The 22,646-nt window shown below is 67.1% G+C and carries 21 protein-coding genes and 2 pseudogenes; 13 read left to right on the top strand and 10 right to left on the bottom strand.

Going from position 1 to position 22,646, the window contains the following annotated elements:
• Positions 1 to 458 precede the first annotated feature (458 nt).
• The 4 genes from IEZ19_RS43545 to IEZ19_RS43530 all read right to left on the bottom strand — a co-directional run bounded on the left by IEZ19_RS43545 (position 459) and on the right by IEZ19_RS43530 (position 3,616).
• A complete protein-coding gene (locus IEZ19_RS43545; protein WP_189316930.1) occupies positions 459 to 752 on the bottom strand; it encodes a trypsin-like serine protease in 294 nt (97 codons plus the stop codon).
• Between the two features lie 180 nt (positions 753 to 932).
• A complete protein-coding gene (locus IEZ19_RS43540) occupies positions 933 to 2,330 on the bottom strand; it encodes an IS1380 family transposase (protein ID WP_189316929.1) in 1,398 nt (465 codons plus the stop codon).
• Positions 2,331 to 2,467: 137 nt separating this feature from the next.
• Positions 2,468 to 2,839, bottom strand: coding sequence for a hypothetical protein (locus tag IEZ19_RS43535; RefSeq protein WP_189316928.1), 372 nt, complete (start codon positions 2,837 to 2,839; stop codon positions 2,468 to 2,470).
• A 450-nt stretch (positions 2,840 to 3,289) separates the two neighbouring features.
• Positions 3,290 to 3,616, bottom strand: coding sequence for a WhiB family transcriptional regulator (locus IEZ19_RS43530; RefSeq protein ID WP_189316927.1), 327 nt, complete (start codon positions 3,614 to 3,616; stop codon positions 3,290 to 3,292).
• 284 nt (positions 3,617 to 3,900) lie between these two features.
• Here IEZ19_RS43530 and IEZ19_RS43525 point away from each other — a divergent pair, with 284 nt between their 5' ends.
• On the top strand, positions 3,901 to 4,056 hold the full coding sequence (locus IEZ19_RS43525; RefSeq protein ID WP_189316926.1) for a hypothetical protein: 156 nt from the start codon (positions 3,901 to 3,903) through the stop codon (positions 4,054 to 4,056).
• Positions 4,057 to 4,198: 142 nt separating this feature from the next.
• Positions 4,199 to 4,675, top strand: coding sequence for an SgcJ/EcaC family oxidoreductase (locus tag IEZ19_RS43520; RefSeq protein ID WP_189316937.1), 477 nt, complete (start codon positions 4,199 to 4,201; stop codon positions 4,673 to 4,675).
• A gap of 36 nt (positions 4,676 to 4,711) precedes the next feature.
• Here IEZ19_RS43520 and IEZ19_RS43515 read toward each other — a convergent pair whose 3' ends face one another.
• A complete protein-coding gene (locus IEZ19_RS43515) occupies positions 4,712 to 4,951 on the bottom strand; it encodes a hypothetical protein (protein ID WP_189316925.1) in 240 nt (79 codons plus the stop codon).
• 194 nt (positions 4,952 to 5,145) lie between these two features.
• Between IEZ19_RS43515 and IEZ19_RS43510 the strand changes: the two genes are divergently transcribed.
• Positions 5,146 to 6,339: an ISAs1 family transposase gene (locus IEZ19_RS43510; protein ID WP_189316924.1), complete on the top strand. Its 1,194-nt coding sequence runs from the start codon at positions 5,146 to 5,148 to the stop codon at positions 6,337 to 6,339.
• A gap of 30 nt (positions 6,340 to 6,369) precedes the next feature.
• Here IEZ19_RS43510 and IEZ19_RS43505 read toward each other — a convergent pair whose 3' ends face one another.
• Entirely contained in the window at positions 6,370 to 6,807 is a 438-nt protein-coding gene (locus tag IEZ19_RS43505; protein WP_189316923.1) for a hypothetical protein, read from the bottom strand.
• A 589-nt stretch (positions 6,808 to 7,396) separates the two neighbouring features.
• On the opposite strand from IEZ19_RS43505, the gene IEZ19_RS43500 reads away from it, so the two are divergent.
• On the top strand, positions 7,397 to 8,800 hold the full coding sequence (locus IEZ19_RS43500; RefSeq protein WP_189316922.1) for a hypothetical protein: 1,404 nt from the start codon (positions 7,397 to 7,399) through the stop codon (positions 8,798 to 8,800).
• 120 nt (positions 8,801 to 8,920) lie between these two features.
• On the opposite strand, the gene IEZ19_RS43495 is transcribed toward IEZ19_RS43500, so the two are convergent.
• Both IEZ19_RS43495 and IEZ19_RS54300 read right to left on the bottom strand, forming a co-directional pair.
• Complete coding sequence (locus tag IEZ19_RS43495) at positions 8,921 to 9,304, bottom strand: hypothetical protein (protein ID WP_189316921.1); 384 nt, start codon at positions 9,302 to 9,304, stop codon at positions 8,921 to 8,923.
• Positions 9,305 to 9,656: 352 nt separating this feature from the next.
• A complete protein-coding gene (locus IEZ19_RS54300; RefSeq protein WP_444545206.1) occupies positions 9,657 to 9,944 on the bottom strand; it encodes a hypothetical protein in 288 nt (95 codons plus the stop codon).
• 829 nt (positions 9,945 to 10,773) lie between these two features.
• Between IEZ19_RS54300 and IEZ19_RS43490 the strand changes: the two genes are divergently transcribed.
• Positions 10,774 to 13,221, top strand: coding sequence for a bifunctional YncE family protein/alkaline phosphatase family protein (locus IEZ19_RS43490; RefSeq protein ID WP_229841533.1), 2,448 nt, complete (start codon positions 10,774 to 10,776; stop codon positions 13,219 to 13,221).
• 104 nt (positions 13,222 to 13,325) lie between these two features.
• On the opposite strand, the gene IEZ19_RS43485 is transcribed toward IEZ19_RS43490, so the two are convergent.
• Positions 13,326 to 13,481 (bottom strand): hypothetical protein, encoded by a 156-nt coding sequence (locus tag IEZ19_RS43485; protein ID WP_229841532.1) that lies wholly within the window; start codon positions 13,479 to 13,481, stop codon positions 13,326 to 13,328.
• A 548-nt stretch (positions 13,482 to 14,029) separates the two neighbouring features.
• Between IEZ19_RS43485 and IEZ19_RS53935 the strand changes: the two are divergent.
• From IEZ19_RS53935 to IEZ19_RS43470, 4 genes and pseudogenes are all read left to right on the top strand, one after another.
• Positions 14,030 to 14,173 (top strand): annotated as a pseudogene (locus tag IEZ19_RS53935) (DUF6207 family protein); the annotation flags it as partial.
• A gap of 106 nt (positions 14,174 to 14,279) precedes the next feature.
• Positions 14,280 to 14,525, top strand: a complete 246-nt coding sequence (locus IEZ19_RS43480) for a hypothetical protein (protein ID WP_229841531.1) — start codon at positions 14,280 to 14,282, stop codon at positions 14,523 to 14,525.
• Between the two features lie 617 nt (positions 14,526 to 15,142).
• The gene (locus IEZ19_RS43475; protein ID WP_229841530.1) at positions 15,143 to 15,844 is read left to right on the top strand and encodes an alpha/beta fold hydrolase; all 702 of its coding nucleotides are present in this window, start codon (positions 15,143 to 15,145) and stop codon (positions 15,842 to 15,844) included.
• Positions 15,845 to 16,177: 333 nt separating this feature from the next.
• Positions 16,178 to 17,041: an SDR family oxidoreductase gene (locus tag IEZ19_RS43470; protein WP_189316918.1), complete on the top strand. Its 864-nt coding sequence runs from the start codon at positions 16,178 to 16,180 to the stop codon at positions 17,039 to 17,041.
• A gap of 458 nt (positions 17,042 to 17,499) precedes the next feature.
• Here the strand turns inward: IEZ19_RS43470 and IEZ19_RS43465 are convergent, their stop codons facing one another.
• On the bottom strand, positions 17,500 to 18,189 hold the full coding sequence (locus tag IEZ19_RS43465; RefSeq protein ID WP_189316917.1) for a type 1 glutamine amidotransferase domain-containing protein: 690 nt from the start codon (positions 18,187 to 18,189) through the stop codon (positions 17,500 to 17,502).
• Between the two features lie 209 nt (positions 18,190 to 18,398).
• Here IEZ19_RS43465 and IEZ19_RS43460 point away from each other — a divergent pair, with 209 nt between their 5' ends.
• From IEZ19_RS43460 to IEZ19_RS43445, 4 genes and pseudogenes are all read left to right on the top strand, one after another.
• Positions 18,399 to 18,938: a YbhB/YbcL family Raf kinase inhibitor-like protein gene (locus tag IEZ19_RS43460; RefSeq protein WP_189316916.1), complete on the top strand. Its 540-nt coding sequence runs from the start codon at positions 18,399 to 18,401 to the stop codon at positions 18,936 to 18,938.
• 363 nt (positions 18,939 to 19,301) lie between these two features.
• The gene (locus IEZ19_RS43455) at positions 19,302 to 19,931 is read left to right on the top strand and encodes a cysteine hydrolase family protein (RefSeq protein ID WP_189316915.1); all 630 of its coding nucleotides are present in this window, start codon (positions 19,302 to 19,304) and stop codon (positions 19,929 to 19,931) included.
• Between the two features lie 474 nt (positions 19,932 to 20,405).
• Positions 20,406 to 21,911 (top strand): FAD-dependent oxidoreductase, encoded by a 1,506-nt coding sequence (locus tag IEZ19_RS43450; protein WP_189316914.1) that lies wholly within the window; start codon positions 20,406 to 20,408, stop codon positions 21,909 to 21,911.
• Positions 21,912 to 22,446: 535 nt separating this feature from the next.
• Positions 22,447 to 22,646: pseudogene (locus IEZ19_RS43445) on the top strand (RNA-guided endonuclease TnpB family protein); the annotation flags it as partial.

The raw sequence follows: 22,646 nt of genomic DNA, 5'->3' as shown, positions 1-22,646 counted from the left end.
TCTCGAAGGCCCGCTCGTCCGCCTGGCTGTGCCAACCGGACTTCGGTATCTGTACCGCGTCGGCCATGGGGTAGTACCCCTGGCTCCATGCAGTGGCCGATGCGGATCCCCGCCAGGCATCGGCCACTTGACGGGCGCGCTCCTGCTGCTTCTGTGGTGACTGGGCCTGGCCGTTGTCGGCTTGTGAACCGTCGCCGCAGCCGGCAAGGAGGCAGGCACCCAGCAAGGGCGCGAGAAGCAGGCCGACGAGGTGCTTCGCTCGTATGTTCATGATGTTCCCTCGGAATGTGGCCGACGACGGATTGCCTACCGGAGGCATGGCGCGCGGAGGCTTCTCAATCCCTGATGCCAGCCCCGCGTCCACATCTTTGACGCGGAGGGGGGCCTTCAGGTTCGCTCGCAGACTCCCACGCCGCCTGCGTTGTTTCTTCGGGACGCAGGCGGCGTGGGTGAGCGGCTTAGTAGACCTTCAGGCCCTCCCAGGAGAGCACCTTGTAGACCGGTTCGTACCAGCTGACGCGATCAGATTGGGCATCGGAATCCCCGCAGGGCTGGTTGATGTAGTTGCCGCCCGACGCGAGGCCCAGGGCCGTTCCACCGCTGAAGAGGGGTCCTCCGCTGTCTCCGGCCACGACGCAGTTGCTCGCCGCGATCATATGCTTGAGGGTTTCGCCGGTGTCGTAGGTGACCGTCGCGTCCGTTGCGAGCACCTTGCCCACCAGGTCCTGGCTAAAGGTGCCGACGCGCTTCACGTGCGCGCGCCGGCATGAGGGGTTCGGCGGGTGTCCGGTTTCTGACGGTTCGTCCTGCAGTGTGATGCTCGCTGGTCAGGCCGGTGTGCCGCGTGTCGTCGCGGTGGGCGTCGGCGTTCCACGCACCGATGGTGGTGCGGGTCTTCTCCTTCCGGGACGTCGGGGCGGTGGCCCGAGTGGTCAGTCGGGGCTGGGCAGGGTCTGGATGCTGTTCCAGACGCCCATAGCTGCGTGTGAGGCGGGCCAGGAGGGGTCGAACTTCAGCTCGCGGCGGCGGGCATGCTCGGTTAACTTGGCTGGGACGTCGAGGAGTTCAGTGCGGATGGTGGCGGGTTCGGCCCTGGCGAGCTTGCCGTCCAGGGCGAGGAGCTGCAGCCAGGAGAGCAGGTCCATGGCGAGAGCGCGCAGGGTGCACCACGCCTGGTTCAGGGCGAACTTGAAGGACGGCAGTCGGGTCAGGGTGAGCGCTTTCGATCTTCTGATGCCGGACTCGACGTGGGCGTGGACGCGATGCCGGGCATCCAGCCACTGCAGCTGACGGCCGGGCGTGTTGGTCGCGATCGCCTGGTAGCGGAAGCCGGTGGAGATCTCGTAGGGCTTGAGATCCTTGGCGTATTTGGGGTGGATGGGTTCGCGGCGCACGATCACCCGCAGCCCGTCCGGCCAGCCGTCGAGGTCAAGCAGATCGGTGATCTCGACCAGGGCGGCGTCCTGGCGGGGCTCGCCCTGGGCGTCCAGCGCAGCGGTCCATACATCCTCGGGGACCTTGGGCAGGGCGGTCCAGAAGTCCTCGTCCCGGGTCCAGCCGGCGGAGTACTCCCAGGTGTTGGCCTTGTTGCCGCCCCCTGTGGTGATCCAGGCGAGCCACTCCTTGGTCGAGCCGGCACCATCGGCGCGGAAGAGGACCTTGCGCCGGCGGCGGGCAGGAAGCTGGCGTATCGCCTCGGTGGAGACCTCGATGTGGTCCGATGCCGTATTCGCGCCCGCCGAGCCCGGGCGCAGGCGGCACACCAAGTGCTCGTCGGTGTTGTCGCAGAACATCAGCAGCGGGTGCAGACCGAAGCCCTTGCGGTGCGGCTCGGCGCCCTCCTTCTCGGAGCGCGCGGGCACGAAGGAGGCATCGACGTCCATAACCGTCCAGCCGGTCGGCGGTCTGCCGTCCACGCGTATCCAGGGGAAACTGCCCGGGCGCAGGTCGAGCAGGTCATGCACGCCAGAGCGGACCTTGGCCCGCGCCGAAGCGATCTTGGTGAGGTGGACCGGGCCGATCCCGTCCAGTGTGCGGTACAGCGTGGAGGCCGAGGCCGGATCCCCGAGCACCAGCGCGGCCTGCCGCATCACCTCGATGCCCGCGATCGAGCGCGCCCCCAGCAGTACCGCGCACGCCGCGGTCACCAGCACACCGCCGCGGTCGTGGACCGGATGAAAGTCCCGCCGCACCAGCGCCGCCGACAACGCGTCGGTCAGCCCGACCTTGTCCGCCAGCCGCCGCACCGGCACCACCCCCGCCTTGCCCACCAGCTTCCGCCCGCCCGTCGACAGCGACAGGCCCTCCGCCCACTCGGTAAGCTTCGACACCCGGAGGGTGCCTCCTCCCCGCCATGATCCAGTTCTCGACAAACCAGATCATCGCAGGTCGAGGCACCCTCCTTCGCCTACCTCACACTCCGTCACCAGCAGCCGCTCGCATGGTGAATTCATGAGGCCAAGGGCAGTCAGCGGTGACCGTAGCGGTCGTGGCCCCAGCCGTGGTTGCCCCAGCGGTCGTCACGGTCGTGGCCCCAGCCGTGGTTGCCCCAGCGGTCGTCACGGTCGTGGTTGCCCCAGCGGTCGTCACGGTCGTGGCCCCAGCCGTGGTTGCCCCAGCGGTCGTCACGGTCGTGGTTGCCCCAGCGGTCGTCACGGTCGTGGTTGCCCCAGCGGTCGTCACGGTCGCCGCGCCCGTAGTCACCATGGTCGTGACCACGGTCGTACGTGACATGAGATACCGCTGAGGGCGCATAGGTTGCGGCGCTGGCGCCAGTGGCGCCGCCCAGCAGGACGGCGGCTGCGACGCCCAGCGCGGCGGCAAGTCGGGAAACTCGCATTCCGTGCTCCTTTCACGGCAGGTGCCTGATGCACCCGCCTGGTCGGACACATCAATATCTACAGCCGAAATGTCACGTTGAGTCAGAATTCAAGTTAAAGACACCCTTTTTGATGATCTGTGTCGAGTCAGGAACCGGCGCCAGGCGTGTCGGCGTCACGCGCGCGCACGCGAACCGGAGGCCCGCGCCCCGTCCACCAGGGTGAACTTTCATCACACGATCTTGCCGAAGCTCCCTACCCCACTACGGACCCGGCGCCACTTCCCAGCCTGCGCTTCACGCGGACGCCGTACTGGCGCGCGGCTGCGAGACGTGCCGCGGCTGGGGAACCGTCATCACAGACAAAGGGCGGCACGAACTGTGCCCGGACTGCCAGAGAGTCACAGAACCACCCATCCCCAGCATCTGATCACGGACGGACGGCCTGATGCAGGATCGGCAAGGCGCCGGTCAGCCTGCCGCGGCCCTACGCGAGCCATCACCGGGCAAAGCCTCTGCCCGGTCGTCCTGCTCGGTGCGCGCGGTCTCGAGCAGCCGCCGCCAGGACGTCACCGTCGGCCGGCGCCGCAGCAGCGCACGCCTCTCGCGTTCCGTCATCCCACCCCAGATACCGTGCTCGATCCGGTGATCGAGAGCGTAGGCCAGGCACTCGGTACGCACCGCACATCCCGCACACAACGCCTTGGCCCGGTTCTGCTCGGCGCCCTCCACGAACAGCGCGTCCGGATCCGCGTCCCGGCAGGCCGCGTCCTCAACCCAGTCCTTGTTACCCCTCACCCCGGACCCGCCCCTTCCCTGCTGTCCTGCCTGCGCAGCAGTTCACCCGCGCGCAGCCGGCTGGCGACACTACGGCACCCCGCGTGGCACAGGAAAATGTCAACGGGCAGCACACCTACGGATGAAGGGGGCCTTGCCGACACCCCCGCACCTGGCACACAATCGCGCGCCCCCTGACGGCCTCGCGCTGCACGCGAACGCAGGCGCGGGCCGGGTGAAGCCCGGCTGCCTGTCAGAACACCGGACACACCGAACCTACGAAACCGGTCTGGGAGGATCTCGCGGTGACCAGCACGGATGACACCGACCACCCGACGCTGATCCGCCGCGGCTTCTCCCTGGAGTACGCCACCCTCGGCTGGAACGGCTGCTCACCGTCGCGACGATGCGACCTCTCGCCTTCGTGTCAGTACGCGACCTGCACATACATCGACCGGTGACAGTACTTACACCCCGGATCTCTCACCTCAGGACAGTGACCCCACACACCGAAACAGCCACCGACCAGCGGCAACACACCAACGCCCCACTGTCTCTCACACCACTGTCCCGAAACCGAGAGATCGCACCCAGGAGGCCCAGATTCGCGAGCTCTTCGCGGAGTACTGCAGGGCCTGGACGGAAGCGGACTCCGCCGGGTTCGGGCGACTATTCACCAACGACGCCGACTACGTGTCCTACGACGGCAGCTGGGCAACCGGCGCGGCGCAGCTGCAGGACAACCACGACAAGCTGTTCCGCGGCGTGATCGCCGGCTCGGCGATGGTCGGCGAGATCGAATCGCTGCGCTTCATCACCGATTCCGTGGCCGTGCTGGTGGGTAACGGATCGGTTCTCATGCCCTGGCGCAGCAAGCTGCCGAAGCGACGGCTGTCGCGGCAGATCATCGTCTGTGTCCGTACGCCGGAGGGCTGGCGGATAGCGGCGATCCAGAACGGCCGGCAGCGACCGGTGACCATCCCGGAGCCGGACTCGCTGCCGTCGAAAATGTCGCAGATCATGACTCGGCTGGCGCAGCGCTTCGGCATTGGCCGGGCGCGCGAGGTCACACTGCCGTGACGGCGTGGACCAGGAGCTATCCATCCGCGCCCCTGGTCACTGTTCCGGGGCGGGGGCCAACCCGAGCCAAGGAGATGCCTGGTGCCACAACCGACCGTGCTTGGGGCCGTCGGCCCGCAGGAGTGGGCCGACGCGTTTCACAGCCGCGCCGAGTCCGCCGTCCGCGATGCCGACCGTGGCACTCTGCACAGCCTCGTCCTGGAGCACGACGACGGCTCCGTACGAGCCGTGGCCAGGTTCACCATGGACCAGCGCCCTGGCGTCATCTTCGAGCACCAGTGGACGGCATCAACACCGCGCCATAAGCCACCTCAGGTTCTCAGGCAGGGCTCGAGCGTTCTCGGGTGACGAGACGTCACGGTTGTGATGCAGTAGGCGCGTTGTCGGTTTCACGGCGTTGGTGAAACGAGACGCGGCCTCGGATGATCAAGGTGTCTGAAGCCGTTGATCACAACCGAAGCCGCGTCCGCATGCCATCCTTCCTGATCTCCACCATCACCCGCCACCACGACCGCCTGCCGGGCACCTCCGACCAGGACGCTGACCATCTGGTCGGCCTGGCCGATGTCCTGGATCGCTTGCCCGACCCGCGCCGGGTTCGCGGCCGCCGCTACCGGCTCGGAGCCCTGCTGGTGCTGTGCACCACGGCCGTGCTGGCCGGGGCCTCGACCTGGGCCGGCATCGTCCGCTTCGCCGCCGGACTTGACCCGGCCCTGCGCGAGCGGATCGGCCTGGCCCGGGGCATCCCGCGCACCTGCACGCTGGCCCGTCTGCTCGCCCGCCTCGATGGCGACGCCCTCGACCAGGCCCTGGGCGCCTGGGTGCAGCTACAGCACTGCGACCCTCTCAGTGCCCCGACCCCGGAAGACGGCCTGGTCAAGCGAGAGGCTGTCGCGGTGGACGGCAAGACCGCGCGCGGCTCGCGCACCCGCGACCGCCGCGCGGTCCACCTGCTCGCCGCCTGCCTCCACAACACCCGCACCGTCATCGCCCAGCGCCAGGTCGACTCCAAGAGCAACGAGATCTCCGCGTTCCGTCCCCTGCTCGAACCTGTGCACCTGACCGACAAGGTCGTCACCTTCGACGCCCTGCTCACCCAGCACGACCACGCCCGTTTCCTCGTCGAGGAGAAGGGAGCCCACTACATCGCCCTGATCAAGGGCAACCACCCCACCCTGCACACCCAACTCAAGCAGCTGCCCTGGCACGAGATCCCGCTGATGGACAAGACCCGCGCCACCGCGCATGGCCGCGACGAGACCCGTCGTCTCAAGGCGGCCACCGTCCCCGGCCTGCCCTTCCCCCACGCCGACCAGGTCCTGCAGATCGTGCGCCGCCGCCGCGTCCTGGCCTCCGGCAAGCTGACCCTCGAACGGGTGTACGCCTTGACTGACCTGACGATGCACCAAGTCACCGCTGCCCAGCTCGGCGAACACATCCGCGAGCACTGGGGCGTGGAAGCCCTGCACCACCTGCGCGACGTGACTCTGCGCGAAGACTCCTCGAAGATCCGCACTGGCAACGCACCCCGCGCCATGGCCAGCCTGCGCAACACCGTCCTCGCGCTCGCCGAGCTCGCCGGCTGGCGCAACCACGCCGCCGCAGTTGATCACTACCGGTCACATCCCGACCACGCACTCGACCTGATCAAGCCCGCACCGTGAGAAAGCTCGCGCCCTGGGTTCTCAGGGTGCCTACTTCACTGAATCCCACAGCTTCAAGAAGTCATCGATTCCCGTAACACCGAGAAACGCAAAAGTGGCTACGGCAATACCGATCAGCGTTGTCCAATACGTCGCCCAAGTAATCTTCCCTCGCTCCACTTCTCTGCCGAGCTGCGAGCCGATAGCGGAGAAACAATAGGTTGCGGCACCCATTGAGATCAACATGAGAAGGCCACCCCCCTTGCCTAGGTCTTCGGTTCGGGAAATCCCCTGAGATTTCAGGAACTTGGCGACCAGGATCACCCAGACAGCGAAGCCAAGAGCAACCCATACAACGTCCAAGAGCTCGGGAACCTTTACCTTTTCGCCCTCATCCCCATTCCCGCCATCCTCCGACATTCGGCAGCCCCCGTTCAACTCGCACCAAGGAAGGCGCAGATTGTATCCACCAACGACATGCGCCACCACGACATCTAGGAAGTAGAGCGCCCACCTGGGGACGGCCGGCTGCGACCTCTCGCCTTCGTGTCAGTACGCGACCTGCACATATATCGACCGGTGACAGTACTTACACCCCGGATCTCTCATCTCAGGACAGTGACCCCACACACCGAAACAGCCACCGACCAGCGGCAACACACCAACGCCCCACTGTCTCTCACACCACTGTCCCGAAACCGAGAGATCGCACCTGACGGTGGTACGACCCAGCCGAGCGCGGCACCTTCGCGGACCAGGTCCGCCAGGATCTGGTGGGCCGAGTCCACGAACCGCGCTTTCAGGTTCGGATCGGAGGTCAGTTCCTTCCCGCCCAGGATGACCGGTTCGGCGGTCCCACCGCTGGTCACGGCCGTATTCATGAACGGAAGCCTATCCAGCTCTCGGCCCATCCAGGCCCCTGCCCCGACACCTGCGACGGCCGAACGACGGCAGCGTGACCGTGCTCCGCGCGAGTTGACGGTTCACGTTCATTTCGGGTGACCGCCGTCGGCCGTTAGAGGACCTGGGGCAGCCTACTGCGCAGCCATTCCCAACGTTCTCGGGAGTACAGGTGCTCATGCGTAGACTTGCGGCCGCCCTGGCAGGTGCCGCATTCGTACCCGCCCTGCTCGCCACCGGCGCCGCCCCGGCCGCGGCCGCGTCGATCGGCCACGCCCACATCACCCTCGTCCGAGGCGCGGCCGGGAACACCGTCACGTTCACCACGACGCGGACCGGGGAGAGCCTGCTCGACCTCTCCGCCGCTGCTCCCGGCGCGGACTGGGGCAAAGCGGGGGCCGAGTCGGCCGTGGTGTCCATGTCGGTGGACGGGAAGTACCAGTCCGACATCGTGATCCCCTCCGCCCATCCGATCGCGCGCGAGTTCGCGCTCGGCGGACTCGCCGCCGGCCGGCACACCCTGACGTTCTCCTTCGCGGGGGACCGCACCCCCGCAGGGGTACGGCGGGCGGTGCTGACCGACCTGCACGTGAGGACCGTGCCGACCGACGACCCCGACTACGAGTTCCTGCGGTTCGCCCCCGTCATCTACGGGCGCAACCTGGCCGACTACGGCGGGCAGTACGCCAGTTCGTTCACGGACGCGCCCCTGGTCGCATGGCACGAGTCGGCACCGGCCGCCACGCCCGGGCACAAGGTGCTCACCTACTCGGTGATCTGGTCCAACGAGGACGGCGGCACCAACACCCCGGCGCTGATGGCACGTTGGGGCAGGACGACGGACATCGAGTGGGTCTACTCCGTCGAAATCGACGCGAACGGCAACCGCGTGCCCGGCTCCGACACCTACCAGGGCGCCAGCCACGTGACCCAGCACTTCGCCGGTACCTACGAGGGTGACCACGCCCTCATCGAGACCTGCACCTCCAACAACAACATCTGTGACAACGTCACCGACCCGATGCGGTTCGCGCTGTCGTACGACGAGACCCTCCCCGCGGACCACCCGCGTGAGTCGATCATGGACGCCCATCCCTGGACCTACCAGGTCACGGCGGAAGAGATGGTGCGAGAGGGCAAGATCGAGAACCCCGGTGATCCGGCGACCGCCGAGGTCGGCGACGAGCGCAACTACCTCTTCCTGACGGTCAAGAAGGACCAGCTCCCCGTCGGGGACACCACGTCGGGCGTCTCCGTCGAGGTCACCCTGAAGGGTTCCCCGACGGTGTACCGCTCCGACCACCTCGGCACCGGCGGCGACCCGACCTGGTCGCTCACCCGCGACGTCCCGGCTTCGTCCACCGTGGAGCTGCCGGCCGGCACGACGGCCGACGACATCGCGACGATCAAGCTCGTCCGGGTGCCGATCGGCGTCGACGCGGGCACCACGATCCACACGACGTCCGTCACCCGGGGCTTCTTCCTCGGCTCCGACTACCTCCCGCAGGACGGATTCCTCGACTGGCACGGCTCGGTCGACCTCACCCCGTCGAACCCGACGGCCACGATCTACACCAGCTGAACGGCCGCCGAGGCCGCCGGGTGCGCCGGGACGGATGCCTGTAAGGGCGCCCGGCCTGCGCTGTAAAGGTGCCTGGCCTGCGATTCCGCAGGCCAGGCACCTTTGTTTGTGAGAGTGCCGTTATCCCGGCGCGGCGGCCGACGTTGCCCCGCCCGCGAGTTGCGGACGAGGCAGCCCGCGGCGATGAGCTTCGCGCCAGAGCCACACAGCATGCTGGACGGCGCGCTTTGCCCGCTTCCTCGCCTCGCCAGTCACGTGCTCCGGGATCGGCCGCGGCTCCCCGTTCGGCTCCAGCAGCAGAGCTGCCTTGTGGGTCAGCGGCAGAATGTCGGCGCCTGCATAGCAGTCGGCCCAGCTGATGGAGTGGCCAGACGGCGGGCACACCCAGTCTGCATGGGTAGTAGCCAACAGTTCGTGCACCAACTCGCCGCCGAAATCAGTCTCGTGCGGCTGCGGCAGTTGGCGGGCGATGAACTGAGCGGCGTTGGCGCGGTTCGTGATCACGAGTTCTCCCGTGCTTGTCGCAGTCGATCTCCGACCGCATGAGGCCCCGCGCCTGCGCTTGACGGTACAGCATCTCCGCTGGTCGTTATCCCCGGCAGACAACAGCGCCCGTCAGGACGGGGAAAGCCTGACGGACGCCGGCGTCTGCGATGGCTTGGGCGCCACCGCGGCGTAGCCCGTGGGCTGTGGCCTTCTCCCAGCCGCTCACGTGCGGCGCCCGAAGAAGACTTTGAACAGTCCGGGCGGCTGCCGGGCAATGTCGATCCGGCAGTCCGGGCAGTGCCGCCCGTCCTCGGCCGGGGCATCGTCGTACACGATCCCGGGCTCGCCGTCACGGGGCCGCCCGCACCGCTCACACGCCTCCACCACGGCCGCCCCGGAGGGCGACCGCCACCTGCCAGCGGTGAGACGCCGTTGTCGACGCCCCAGTCGTTGCGATCCTCGGCCGCCCCGGAGGGCGACCGCCACTCTTCAGGTCCTGGAGAGCCACCGCGTCACCCTTGGCGTTGCGATCCTCGGCCGGCGACCGCCACGCGAGGGTGAGCCGCTCGGCGTCCGCGGTGACGTCGTTGCGATCCTCGGCCGCCCCGGAGAGCGACCGCCACCAGCTGCCGCATCCGCGGATCCACGTGCGGGTCACGGTTGCGATCCTCGGCCGCCCCGGAGGGCGACCGCCACCCTCAAGGCGCATGGCGTCGACCTGAAGACCGGAGAGTTGTGATCCTCGGCCGCCCTGCGTTTCCGGCGCCGACGGCTCCTTGGATGGCCGTCGGGTTGACACGACGTGGCGAGTTCAACCACGAGTGCGGGACATCCTGTTCCTCTCCGTACCGGAGATATCGGCGAATCCCGCGATAAAAGAAGACACTTGTTGCCGAGTCTGCGTGCCAAGTCCGGCCGCCGCGCGTGCCCGCGGCGCAGGCCGGCCGCGTTCCACGTTCACCACAACCGCGCCGTACGTCCACCAGCGGGCACTGTGGGCCCGTCTGTTCGGCCAGTTGGCCCTGACCTAGGATCGCAAAGCACACGCCAAGGTCGAGCCAATAACCGGGCACGCCTTTTTGCCTTTCTCATACGTTCCTGATGGCACGTGAGGCCTTCGCGGACCTACCCGGCCGAGCGGAGCGGCACCAACCTGCCTGCAAAGATGGGGACTTCGACGGGCGCATCCCCACCCACCGTGCGACTCTTCACGTCACCTGAAACGAGGGCAGATGACTTTGCGGCATTTTTGCAATGAGGTCGACCTACCCTTTCGAAACCCATCACTGTTCCGAGCGGGCAGAACGGTCGGACCCTCAATTCGCCTGCCCGTAAAGGCCCTACCGGGCTGGCTCGATGTCACGCCGCTGTCCGCCCAATGGCGGTCATCCGACACAACCCATTTGCTTGCCACTTACACAGGCTTTGTCTTCCCTGTGAAGGATCCGCTCCTGTTGCTTGCACCGACACCCGTCCAAGGAGTGTTCATGCGCAGGGTTCTACGACGTTGGCGGCTGCTCGCAGCCACCGTAGCCGGGGTGGCCGCGGCCTCAGGCGTGGCCGTCGCGGCGATCGTTCCGCCTCATGCGGGTCCGCAGCCGGACGGCACCGCGCTGGCCACATACGGCTGGAAGATCACCCCGGCCGGTCATCAGGAGAAGCTGGGCGAGAAGCCGTTCGGGTCCGCGCTCAGCCCGGATGGCAAGTACCTCGCTGTCAGCAATGACGGCGATCGCACCCAGACCCTGTCGCTGCTGGATGCGGCCAGCGGCAAGGTCGTCCAGGAGGTCAACTACACCGGCTCGCAGGCACTGTTCGTCGGGCTTGCGTGGAGCCCGGACGGCAGCAAGCTCTACGCCGCGGCAGGCGGTAACGACAAGGTGCGCGTCTACTCCCTCAGAGGCGGGCAGCTCACCGAGGACGCCCCGATCATCCTGCCCAAGGGATCGTTCCCCTCGGATGTGGCCGTCGCGCCGGACGGTAAACGCCTTTATGTGGCGGACAACGGCACAGGCGCGCTGTCCACCGTGGACCTCTCCACCGGGAACGTGCTGAGCACCGTGGCCACCGGTCCCAATCCGTTCACGGTCGCTCTGTCCGGCGACGCACGCACCGCCTATGTGTCCAACTGGGGCACGAACACCGTCTCCGTCGTGGACACCGCGACCCTGAAGGTCCGCAAGACGCTGGAAGTCGGGAGCCACCCGACGTCGATCATCCGCAATCCGGCCACCGGCGAGATGTACGTCTCGGTCACCGACGCCGACAAGATCGTCGGAATCGACCCGGCCGACGACTCGCTGACCCGCACGATCGACCTCGCGCCGTATCACGGCGCTCCGGTCGGTACGAGTCCGCAAGGACTGGACATCTCGCCCGACGGCCACACCCTGTACGTGGCCAACGCCGGGAACAACGATGTTGCGGTGGTCGACCTGGCCGACCGGCCGGAGCAGCAGGACAAGGTGACCGGCCTGATCCCCACGGGCTGGTACCCGACGACCGTCACCCTCACCCGCGACGGGCGGCTGCTGGTCACCAACGCCAAGGGCCTGGGTGCCGGACCGAACCCGAAGGGTCCCCAGCCGACGGTGAGTGGCCTGGACTACGCCCAGTACGTCGGCTCGATGATCACGGGCACGCTCTCGGACATTCCGGTCCCGGACCGCGACGAGCTGGCGCACTACACCAAGCAGGTCCGCACCAATGACCGGTTCAACGAGGGCAGTCACAACGTCGGCCCCGGCGACGTCATCCCGGTGCGGCCCGGTGACGCGTCTCCGATCAAGCACGTCATCTACGTCGTCAAGGAGAACCGGACCTACGACCAGGTCTTCGGCTCCCTCGGCAAGGGCAACGGCGACCCGAAGCTGAACCTGTTCGGCGACGAGTCGGCGCCGAACCAGCGGGCGATGGCACGGAAGTTCGTCACCCTGGACAACTTCTACACCGACGGCGCGGTGTCCTCCGACGGCTGGGAATGGGCGACGGCATCGGAGTCCAACGGCTACAACGAGCACCTGTGGCCCGTGGCCTACAGCGGCCGCGGCCGGAGCGACGACGTCTACACCAACCCCGCCACCGACCCCGGCAAGATCACCGGTGACTCGCGGATCTGGGACCGGCTCGACGACGCCGGTGTCTCCTACCGGAACTACGGCATGTGGGCCGGCGGACCGCTCCCGGCCAAGGTGTTCGCGACCGAGCCGAGGCTCACCGCGCACACCGACCCCAACTACGCCGCGCAGAGCGGCGGGATCAGGGACAACGCGCGAGCCGACGAGTGGACCAAGGAGTTCAACCAGTACGTCGCCAAGGGCGATCTGCCCAAGATGGAGTTCATCCGGCTGGCCAATGACCACACGTCCGGTACGACACCTGGCCAGCCCACGCCCAGGGCTGCCGTGGCCGACAACGACCTGGCCCTCGGACGCATCGTGGACGCGGTGTCGCACAGCAAGTACTGGAAGGACACCGCCATCTTCGTCACCGAGGACGACGCGCAGAACGGCCCCGACCACGTGGACGCGCACCGGACCACCTCGCTGGTCATCAGCCCGTACACCCAGACGGGCAAGGTCGACTCTACGATGTACAGCACGGTGTCGATGATGCGCACCATGGAATTGCTCGACGGCATCGGCCCGCTGACCCAGTTCGACGCCGCCGCCACCCCCATGACAGCGAGCTTCACCAACAAGCCCGACTACACGCCGTACGCTGCGATCACTCCCACCCAGTCCCTGGACGAGCAGAACACGGCGACCGCTCCGATGGCCGCACAGTCGTCGAAGATGGACTTCTCCGGCGCCGACCGCGCTCCCGAGCAGGAACTCAACAAGGCCATCTGGCAGAGCGTCAAGGGTGCCGACAGCACGATGCCCGCTCCCAAGCACGAGGTCATCCCCAACGTCCCAGACAAAGACGATGACTGACGGCCGCTGATCGATACGACCCACCCTGAATTCAGGCCCGTGCTCCCTCGGGGGAGCACGGGCCCGCGGCGTATGGGCACGGGGGCCGCGGCTCGCTGAGCCGCTCACCACCGCGAGCAGAAGCCGTACCGCCTCCGCCATCGCCTCCGACCGCGGGCGAGGTAGGGGCGGGGGTCGGTCAGGTCGGGCTGGGCCGCCGGAGCGTCACGGACCGCGCGCGTGAAGGCGATGTTGAGGGCGGAGCCTATGTTGATCTTCACGATGCCTGCCCGGACGGCTCGCCGGGCACCTCGGGCAACCCAAGAGGTTAACCACGCCACGCGGCGCGGAGTAGCTCATGCGGCTCAACGAGTCCTCGCTGACCCGCACGATCGACCTCGCGCCGTATCACGGCGCTCCGGTCGGTACGAGTCCGCATTGAGGTTTTCTCAGCGAAATGATCTTCGCGAAGTGGTGTGAGGTGCTCGTACGCGGTCGGATCGGGCGGTAGGACCCTGGGAACGGGCAGACGTAAAGCCCCTGGTAGGACGAGCAGGCGCTTTGCGCGGACACCTGCACCTCCAACACGCTCATGCGCAGCGTCCGGGCCCTCGGCGAGCGCACCGCCGCCGAGCTCAAACAGCGATGGCGCACTGCAGCACATCACGCTCAGCCCCAGCCGGATCGGCGACATCGCCCGAGCCGCCCTTGTCCTCAACAGCAATTGGAAGTGATCTCCGCCGAGAAAACCTCACTGAGAGCTCACCCGGTCAGGTGAATCCGGAGGTTGAACAGAACCCCGGCCGTACACGAACACGTACCGACAGACGTGGACCCGATCCGAGAAGCGCACCTGTCCGAACCCGGCCTGCTCGTCATCAACGTGGCGGGCTTCGACGATGCCACCGTCTTCGCCTTCCAGGCCGCGATCGCCCGAATCTGGGACACCTCGACCGCCGAGAGCACCACCCGGGATGCCGGTGAATTGGAAAGTTTTCCGGATCGGGCCGGTTGCCGAGCGTTGGAAACTCGTGGATATCAGAAACTTTCCCTGACTGCTGAGACTCTCGGCAGACCTGGTGCTGCCCGGCTGCGTCGAGGGCGCCCAGCTCAACCGGGCCCAGATCGACAGTTACGTCGACCGGTCCCTGATGCTGGTCCCCGCACTCTCACCCGTGATCGGCTACGACAAGGCCTCCGCGATCGCCCACAAGGCCCACGACGAGGACACCACCCTGCGCGAGGCCGCACTGGCCTCCGGCTACATCAGTGCCGAGGACTTCGACCACATCGTCACACCCGCCACCATGGTCGGCCAGACGTAGGACGGCGCCGACTCCTCCTCACGGCATGGTGCGGCACGCGTCGGTGCCGCTCACACCGGAGGCCGGCGGCCGGGGCGGCATCAAAAACCGTCCACTTCCACCACAGCTCCGGTGATTCACCCATTTGCACCCTCGCCCGACCCGCGACGCGGCGCGCCAACCATCGGGAGCCGTACCCTCCAGGTCAGCCAGGACCCCGCGGTCCAACAGCGCCGGCCCGCCAAGCGGCCGCCACGCCCGCTGCCGATCACCCAGCACGGCACCGGATGCACGGCGAGCGCGGACACGCGAGCATGATGATCCGCGACATACGGCAGAGCGCGGACCGTCACGACTTCCGCGCCGGAGGCTCCCGTCCGAGTTCGCGCAGCCGACCGTATACGGCAATCGCGGGCTATGGCCGACTCCTTCCGTACGGTCCTTACTGTTTTCAGTCGCCGAAAAGGCCAAGTTCACCTTGTACATCGAGGAAGTGGAAGCACATGGCCGCCTCTGGGATCTTGAAATCAGGCGAGGGCAGACTGGCGCTCGGAGCGGCGGTGCTCTCCGCCCTGACCGTGGTGCTAGCTCACGCCGCAGACGACCTCGGCAGGGCCCCGGGGGGCCAGAAGCCAACTGTGGTGCTCGTACACGGAGCATTCGCCGACGGGTCCAGCTGGAACGCGGTGGTGCCGCGCCTGCAGCGGGACGGCTATCAGGTCATCGCGCCGCCCAACACGCTGCGCGGCATACCCCAGGACTCGGCGTACCTGAACAGCCTCCTGAAGACCATCAAGGGGCCGATCGTCCTGGTCGGACACTCCTACGGCGGCGAGGTGATCTCGCAGGCGGCCGCTGGGCTCGACAACGTCAAGGCACTGGTGTATGTCAACGCGATCATGCCGGACAAGGGTGAGTCGTTCGCCAGTCTCTCTGGCAAGTTCCCTGCCGCCCCGATCACCAAGGCGTTCAGGCAAGTGCCGTTCCGCAACGGCGACGGCACCACGGGCACGGACGTGTACATCCAAGCCGCCAAGCTCCACGCGACCTTCGCCCAGGACCTCCCGCAGCAGCAGGCGTCCGTCATGGCGTCGACGCAGCGCCCGATCGCGCAGTCGGCGTTCACCGACAAGCTCACCGCAGCGGCCTGGCGGGACAAACCGGTCTACGTCCTCGTCGGCAGGCAGGACCGGGCCATAGATCCGAGCCTCGAGCGATACGAGGCCAAGCGCGCACACGCGCGCAAGACGGTGGAGATCAACTCCTCGCACGTGTCCCTGGTCTCCCGCCCCCAGGCGGTCACGGATCTCATCGTGAGCGCGGCCCGCGACTCCCAGTAGGAGAACGGGCATGACCTGCCACAGCCGCAGGCTGCGGTTCTACGCCGCAGGTCCTGTCGGCAGAAATAACGGCCGACAGCTCGCGGAGTATGTCGGCCACGACGTCCCGGCCGGCTTGCAGCTCCTGCTGAACCGGGCCCTTTGGGATGCGGACGAGATCCGGGACAACCTGCGGACGCTGGGTTGGATCACGCTCCACCGCCGCCTGGCCCGCGACTACGAGACCCTCGGACAGCGTGCCAGCATGCCTCAGTTCGCTCTCCGTCGAGCTCACTCGACGGCCAGGGCCTCGATGACCGCTGAAACCAGCAATACGAAAGGAAGCGCATCGACATGGCGAATGCGGCACTCAAGAAGGTCCTCATCACAGGAGCGGGTACCGGCTTCGGGTATGAAGCCGCCATGCGCTTGGCGGAAAAGGGGTTCGCCGTGATCGCCGCGGTGGAGATCTACGCTCAGGTCCAGACGCTGAAGCGGCAGGCAGCCGAGCGAGGGGTAAGCCTGCAGGTCGAAAAGCTCGATGTGACGAACGACGGTGATCGTCGCAAAGCTCTCAACTGGGGTGTGGAGATCCTCGTAAACAACGCAGGAGTCGGCGAAGGCGGCTCAACAGTTGACATTCCCGCACCGAACATCCGGCACCAGTTCGAGGTCAACGTCACCGGACCGCTGCTGCTCACTCAGGGGATCGCCAAGCAGATGATCAAGCGCGGCGCCGGAAGAATCGTTTGGGTCTCATCCCGAGAGGGCCTGAACGTCAACCCCTTCACCGGCATCTACTCCGCTTCCAAGCACGCGGTCGAGGCGATCGCCGAAACCATGGCCTACGAGCTGCAGGAGCACAACATCGAAGTCGCCACGGTCAACCCGGGGCCATTCCTGACCGGCTTCAACGACCGGATGTTCCAGACCTGGGAGAGCTGGGAGGACGACCCGTCTCAGCGGCTCTTTGACTACTCCAAGCTCGCCTTCCCCCGAGCGCAGTTCGATCCTGAACCGGTCTATGCGACGTTGACGTCCGTCGCTGCCGGAGAGGTCGACCGTTTCCGCAATCTGGAGCCCACGTCGATGCTCGAAGAGACCAAGCGCCTCCAGCAGGTTCCCTGGGAACGCAAGGTCACGGATGGCCTCGGGACCCGGCATCAGGCCATCCAGCACTCCTACGAGATGCAGCCTGAGACTCCCGTCGCCAGCTGACCGCTTCCCAACGAATTGCAAGCAGCCCGGCCTGAGACGCGCTTGAGCCGATCACAGCGGGACGAGCAACGGCTCTGGCGTGCCGAGCACGCACCTGGCCCTAGCGCCTTCGGACGGGCCCGCAGCGGGCCCACCTGTGTCCGCGCACAGGACCAGCCGAAGCACGCCGGGCCGGGCACGGCGAGCGGAGCGAGCCGCGCTGTCGCGGCTGGCGGCCATAACAGTGCGTGCCACAGCACCGGCCAGGCGGCCCTGCAGAACCCCCTTCACGCCGTACTGACGCGGCTCAGCGTTCCAGGGCCTCCCGGCTGACTCCATCGGAGGCCTGGCACGCCATCGGAAACAGCCAGGCCGCTCGCCGGAACGTCGGCGTGGTCGCTGTGCTGGAGGCGGCCCGGCGAAAAGCAAGCACATCGGCGGTCGGCAAGGCTCCTGTCGGACGGGCAGTGCCGCCATCCCTAGAGAACCTTGAGCAGGCGTTCCGCCAAGACTGATGCCGAGGCAGGGTTCTGTCCGGTGAACAGGTTGCGATCCACCACGGTGTAGGGCTTCCACATCTCGCCCTTGGTGAAGTCGACGCCCATTTCGATGAGTTCGTTCTCGACCGTCCACCTGGCCCGCGTGAGGAGTCCGACCGCTTCTTCTTCCTCGTTCGTGAACGCGGTGACCTGGTAGCCGGCGAACGGCGACTTGCCGTGAATCCTGGTCGACAGCATCGCCGCCGGGGCGTGGCAGACGATGGCGAGCGGCTTGCCGGAAGCGAGAGCCGCCGTCAGCAGCCGGCCGGCGTCGGCGTCGACGCACAGGTCCTCCATGGGCCCGTGGCCACCCGGAAAGTAGACGGCGTCGTAATCCTCCAGGCGGGCGTCCGCCAGTTGGATCGGTCGCCGCATCACCTCGGCGGAGCGGATGATCGCCTCCAGCTCGAGGGCGATCTGGGCACTGCCGGCCATCTCGGGGCGCAGGCTCATCATGTCCACCGTGGGTACGACTCCGCGGGGAGTGGCGACGACGATCTCGTGACCGGCCTGGGTGAGGGCCTTGTACGGGGCTGCGAACTCCTCGGCCCAGTAGCCCGTCGCGTGCCTGGTGCCATCCTTGAGCGTCCAGTACGCCGTCCCAGTCATCACGAAAAGTAGCTTCGCCATCGAACAATCGCCTTCCTGCCCGGATCCGACATGATTAGCGCATATCCCCGGGTTAAAGCATCGTATGTACATATATGATCCGCGAGGTGTGTGATGCTGCCTGAGACGAAAAGCCGAGCTGACTTGCGCTTTCCTTAAAGACGCGCCGTCCTGGATCGCTCCTCCGCCTCAAGCTCTCCCAGGTCGTCACGAACCATGGAGGATCGGACATGACCCAGCCGTACGATCCCTACAGCGTGCTTCTCCCGGTGCGGACCTTCGCGCTCCGCAGCGTCGACATCGCCGACGGTGAGACCCTGGGCGTCGCCCAGCGCAGCAGCCTGTTCGGCAGGCCGGGCCAGGACCGCTCCCCGCACCTGGCCTGGGACGGCCATCTGGCCGAGACGCAGAGCTTCGCGGTCACCTGCTACGACCCGGACGCGCTGACGGTCAGCGGCTTCTGGCACTGGGCGGTCTTCGACATCCCCGCGTCAGTGAACGAACTGCCCGCCGGCGCGGGCAACGCCAGTGGGGAGCGCCTGCCCGTCGGCGCCAAGATGCTGGCCAACGACGCCGGCCGACACAGCTACCTCGGCGCTGCGCCCGAGCCGGGGGATGCCCCGCACCGTTACATGTTCGTCGTACACGCTCTGGACACCCCCACGCTCGACGTTGCCACGGAGGCAACCCCTTCCTGGCTCGGCTTCCGGCTCGTGGCCCACGCCCTGGGGCGAGCCACGCTCACGCCGTTCTTCGGGATCCCGGCCTGAGTCAAGCGACGGTAGGTAAAGCCCTACATCGCTCTCACACGGAACGCCACCCCGGGCTCAGGCGGTGCCACCGGCCTTCCCCAGGACGTTCGGGTGCGACCCGGACAGCACCAGCGCCGTCAGGACCTCCGAGCACCGATGCGGATGGCCGAGCACTATGCGAAACCTCCGAGATCGAGGACCTCCACGCCGTCGCTGGGTGCGGTACGCCTGGCGTACTCAGCCGGTTGGTGGACGGCCACGGTCGCTACCGCTGCTGCGGTAGAAGCGCAGCATGCGCAGCCGAGTGGCCTAGCGGCGGTGGGCGGGTGACGGGCGGCCTGCTTACCGTCGAAGGGGGAGACCGAGACGTGAGGAGTTTCTATGATGACGCCGTCGTACGAACCGGGGCGCATCGGACTGCTTCTTATCGACACCGTCAACGAGGTGTTCTCCGAGGGCGGCAAGCTGTACTCCTCGTTCAAGGATGAGTTCGACAGAATCGGCACATTCGAGAACCTCAAGCGCCTTCTGGCGGGGGCACGGCAGCTTGGCATGCCGATCTTCTTCGCGCCGATGTCCTATACCGAGCATGACTACACCACCTGGAAGCACGTATCCGGCATCCACCGCGCGATGTTCGACAACCGCGAGTTTGCGGCGGGGAGCTGGAACGCCGATTTCCATCCCGAACTCACGCCCATCGAAGGCGAGGTCGTGATCGCACCGCACAAGAACATCGACGTGCTGGCCAATACCGACCTGGAGGTCCAACTGCGCCAGCACAACGTCGAGTACATCTCGATCGCCGGAATGATCGGAACGCACTGCGTGGAGTCGACCTCCCGCAGCTGCATGGAGCACGGATTTCACGTCACCACCTTCACCGACGCCACGGCGGCGCTCGGCGGACGCCCGGCCTACGATGCGATGGTTCTGCGTTATCCGACGATCTCGCACGCCACCCTCACCGTCGACGAGTTCCTCGCCGCCGCGGGCGCCGCGAAGAAATGAGACCCGTTCACGATGGCCCGGGGTCGGCGCCGCGCCGACCCTCTCGGCCTTCGTGGACGAGGCCGACGCCGGTAGGCGCGGTGCTGCCCGGTCACCAAGGGGCATCAGCGAAGGCGGAGTGTGATGAGCGCAGACGCATCGCCCCTGGGCGGCGTGGGGAAACGCGCCAGCGTGCCGGGGGCTGCGGGGCGCGGCCGGCAGCGAATTCCGCCGATCTTCTTCGGGATCCCGTTCGGTCTCGCAGGGCTGGCGCACGCGTAGGCGGCCTCCATGCAGCAGCATAAGGAAGTCCTCCACGCTTTCTGGGGATTGACATGAGCCTTGCGCGCCCGGCGTCGAGGGAATCGCGGCACCGCGCGGTTCCGGGTCGGTCGTGGACGCGGTGGCAACACTCGCCGGTGGCACGCCCGCGACTGCGCCGACGGTCGGAATCTCGCCGTGCAGCGCCCTCGAACAGGGCTGACACTCGAAAGCATGAACACGACGGACATGTCACCGGGTGCCTCTCCGAAGCAACACGGGGCACCAGACGCGGAGGTTCTGGTGGTCGGGGCCGGCCCGACCGGCCTCCTGCTCGCAGGCGACCTCGCCAAGGCCGGAGTCGATGTCACGTTATTGGAGCGACGCGATCAGGAATCCAACCTGAGCCGCGCCTTCGGCCTCCATGCGCGAACCCTGGAGCAACTCGACGCCCGAGGCCTGGCCGAGGAACTGCTCCGTATCGGCACACCAACCCCGGCGCTGCATCCGTTCGGCCGCCTCAGTATCGACTTCTCCAGGCTGCGAACGCGCTTCCCTTTCATCCTCACCATTCCTCAGTGGCAGGTCGAGCGGTCCCTGCTGCGCCGGACCGAGGAAGCGGGAGCCGCCATCCTCCGTGGGGCCCGGGTCACCGGGCTACGGCAGGACCCGCAGGGCGTTGACGTGGACGTACGCCATCCGGACGGCACCACGGCCACACTCCGAGCCCGTTATGTGGTCGGTACGGACGGGGCGCGCAGCACCGTCCGGCAGAGCCTGGGTATGCCGTTCCCCGGCACGTCGGTCATCAGCTCCGTGATGTTGGCTGACGTGCTTCTCGACCGCGCCCCTGACGACATTTTCAATTTCAGCTCGAATGAGGATGGTTTCACGTTCTTCGCGCCGTTCGGGGACGGCTGGTACCGGATCATCGCCTGGGACCGGCACCGACAGATGCCTGACGATGCGCCGCTCACCTTGGAGGAAGTCCGGGACATCACGAAGCGTACGATCGGCAATGACCTCGGGATGCACGACCCACGGTGGCTTTCCCGTTTCCACAGCGACGAGCGGCAGGTACCCCACTACCGGCAGGGACGAGTGTTCCTCGCGGGCGATGCCGCCCACGTCCACTCGCCCGCTGGCGGCATGGGCATGAACACCGGGATGCAGGACGCTGCCAACCTCGGCTGGAAACTGGCAGCTGTCCTGCACGGCTGGGCTGGCGACGCGCTGCTGGACAGCTACCACGCGGAGCGCCACCCGGTGGGGCGAAGGGTCCTGCGCGTCAGTCACGCACTGCTCTCGGCCGTCACCACCGGATCATCTCTGGTCCGCGTGTTGCGGGCCGCGCTGGCCACCGTCGTGCACCAGTTGGTCGTGGTGGAGGCGCGCGCATCACGCGGCATTTCCGGCATCGGGATCGCCTACCGTGCGCCCCGGGGCACTCATCCGCTCACTGGACGCCGGGTACCGGACCTCCGCCTGGCAGGGGAACCGACTCGGCTCTATGAGGCGCTGCGGGAGGGCAAGTTCGTGCTGGTAGGCCGCGATGTCGCTGCGGTTGCCGCGCCGTGGGCGGGGCGGTTGGTGACGGCCTCCCCAGCGACCAGTCTGCGCCCGACCCTCTTGGTCCGACCCGACGGCTATGCCGCGTGGGCGGCCGAGGAGCCCGACCCGGATGAGGTACGCAAGGCCCTGACGCGATGGTTGGGTGAGGTCCACCGCCAGGGGGCGTGATCAGGCTTCCGGCCTCGGTGGCGATCGCCCGGACCGTTGCCTTCTCTCGTATCCGGTCAGCGATATAGATGCGCTCGTCCACGCTCAGATAGCGAGACGACGCCGGCGGCACTGCTGGAGGAACCGGACGTACGGCTCCTTTCCGTTGGGAGGGTATGTACCCGTTGCGCCAACGCCTGCCGCTTCTCGGATCGATCCCGACGATCCGGCACGCCTCGTTGTTGCTGAAGCCCTGCTGCATGAGTTGGAAGTATGCGGCCCGCTCCGCAGTGAGCCTCTTCGCCCCCTGCGGCTTCCGGTTCTCCCGGATCTTGAAGTCTATCGCACCCCTCGAGCTGGGGTGTTGCGACGATCACCGGGTTCCTCCGAGGATGCCCCGGCCTTCAGGCCGGGGAGGAATCGGACTCCTGCGGAGCAGGGCAGGGAAAGGGCAATCGCCGTGAGGGCGATTGGCCGTCCACCGCGAGACGGGGTGAGCAAGCCCGCCTTGATCAAGAGCTCCCAACTGTCAGTCCTCCCAGATAGATTCGGGTTCATGACGACGGACGCGACGACGAATGGGGATGGCGGGCACGCCCGGTACACGTATCGTCTTCGCGTGTCCGCTGGCGCGCGGGCTGCGCTCGAAGCGGAGTGGGACCGGTGCCGCTGGATCTGGAACGAGTGCGTGGCCAAGTCCAAGGCCGTGTACCTGCACAACAAGGTGCGTTGCGAGGACAAGCTGACGTGTGGTCC

Source organism: Streptomyces brasiliensis (genome assembly GCF_014647875.1).
GTDB classification, from domain to species: Bacteria; Actinomycetota; Actinomycetes; order Streptomycetales; family Streptomycetaceae; genus Streptomyces; species Streptomyces brasiliensis.
Note: the sequence above shows the minus strand (reverse complement) of the source record. Positions and strands in the feature narration are given on the sequence as shown.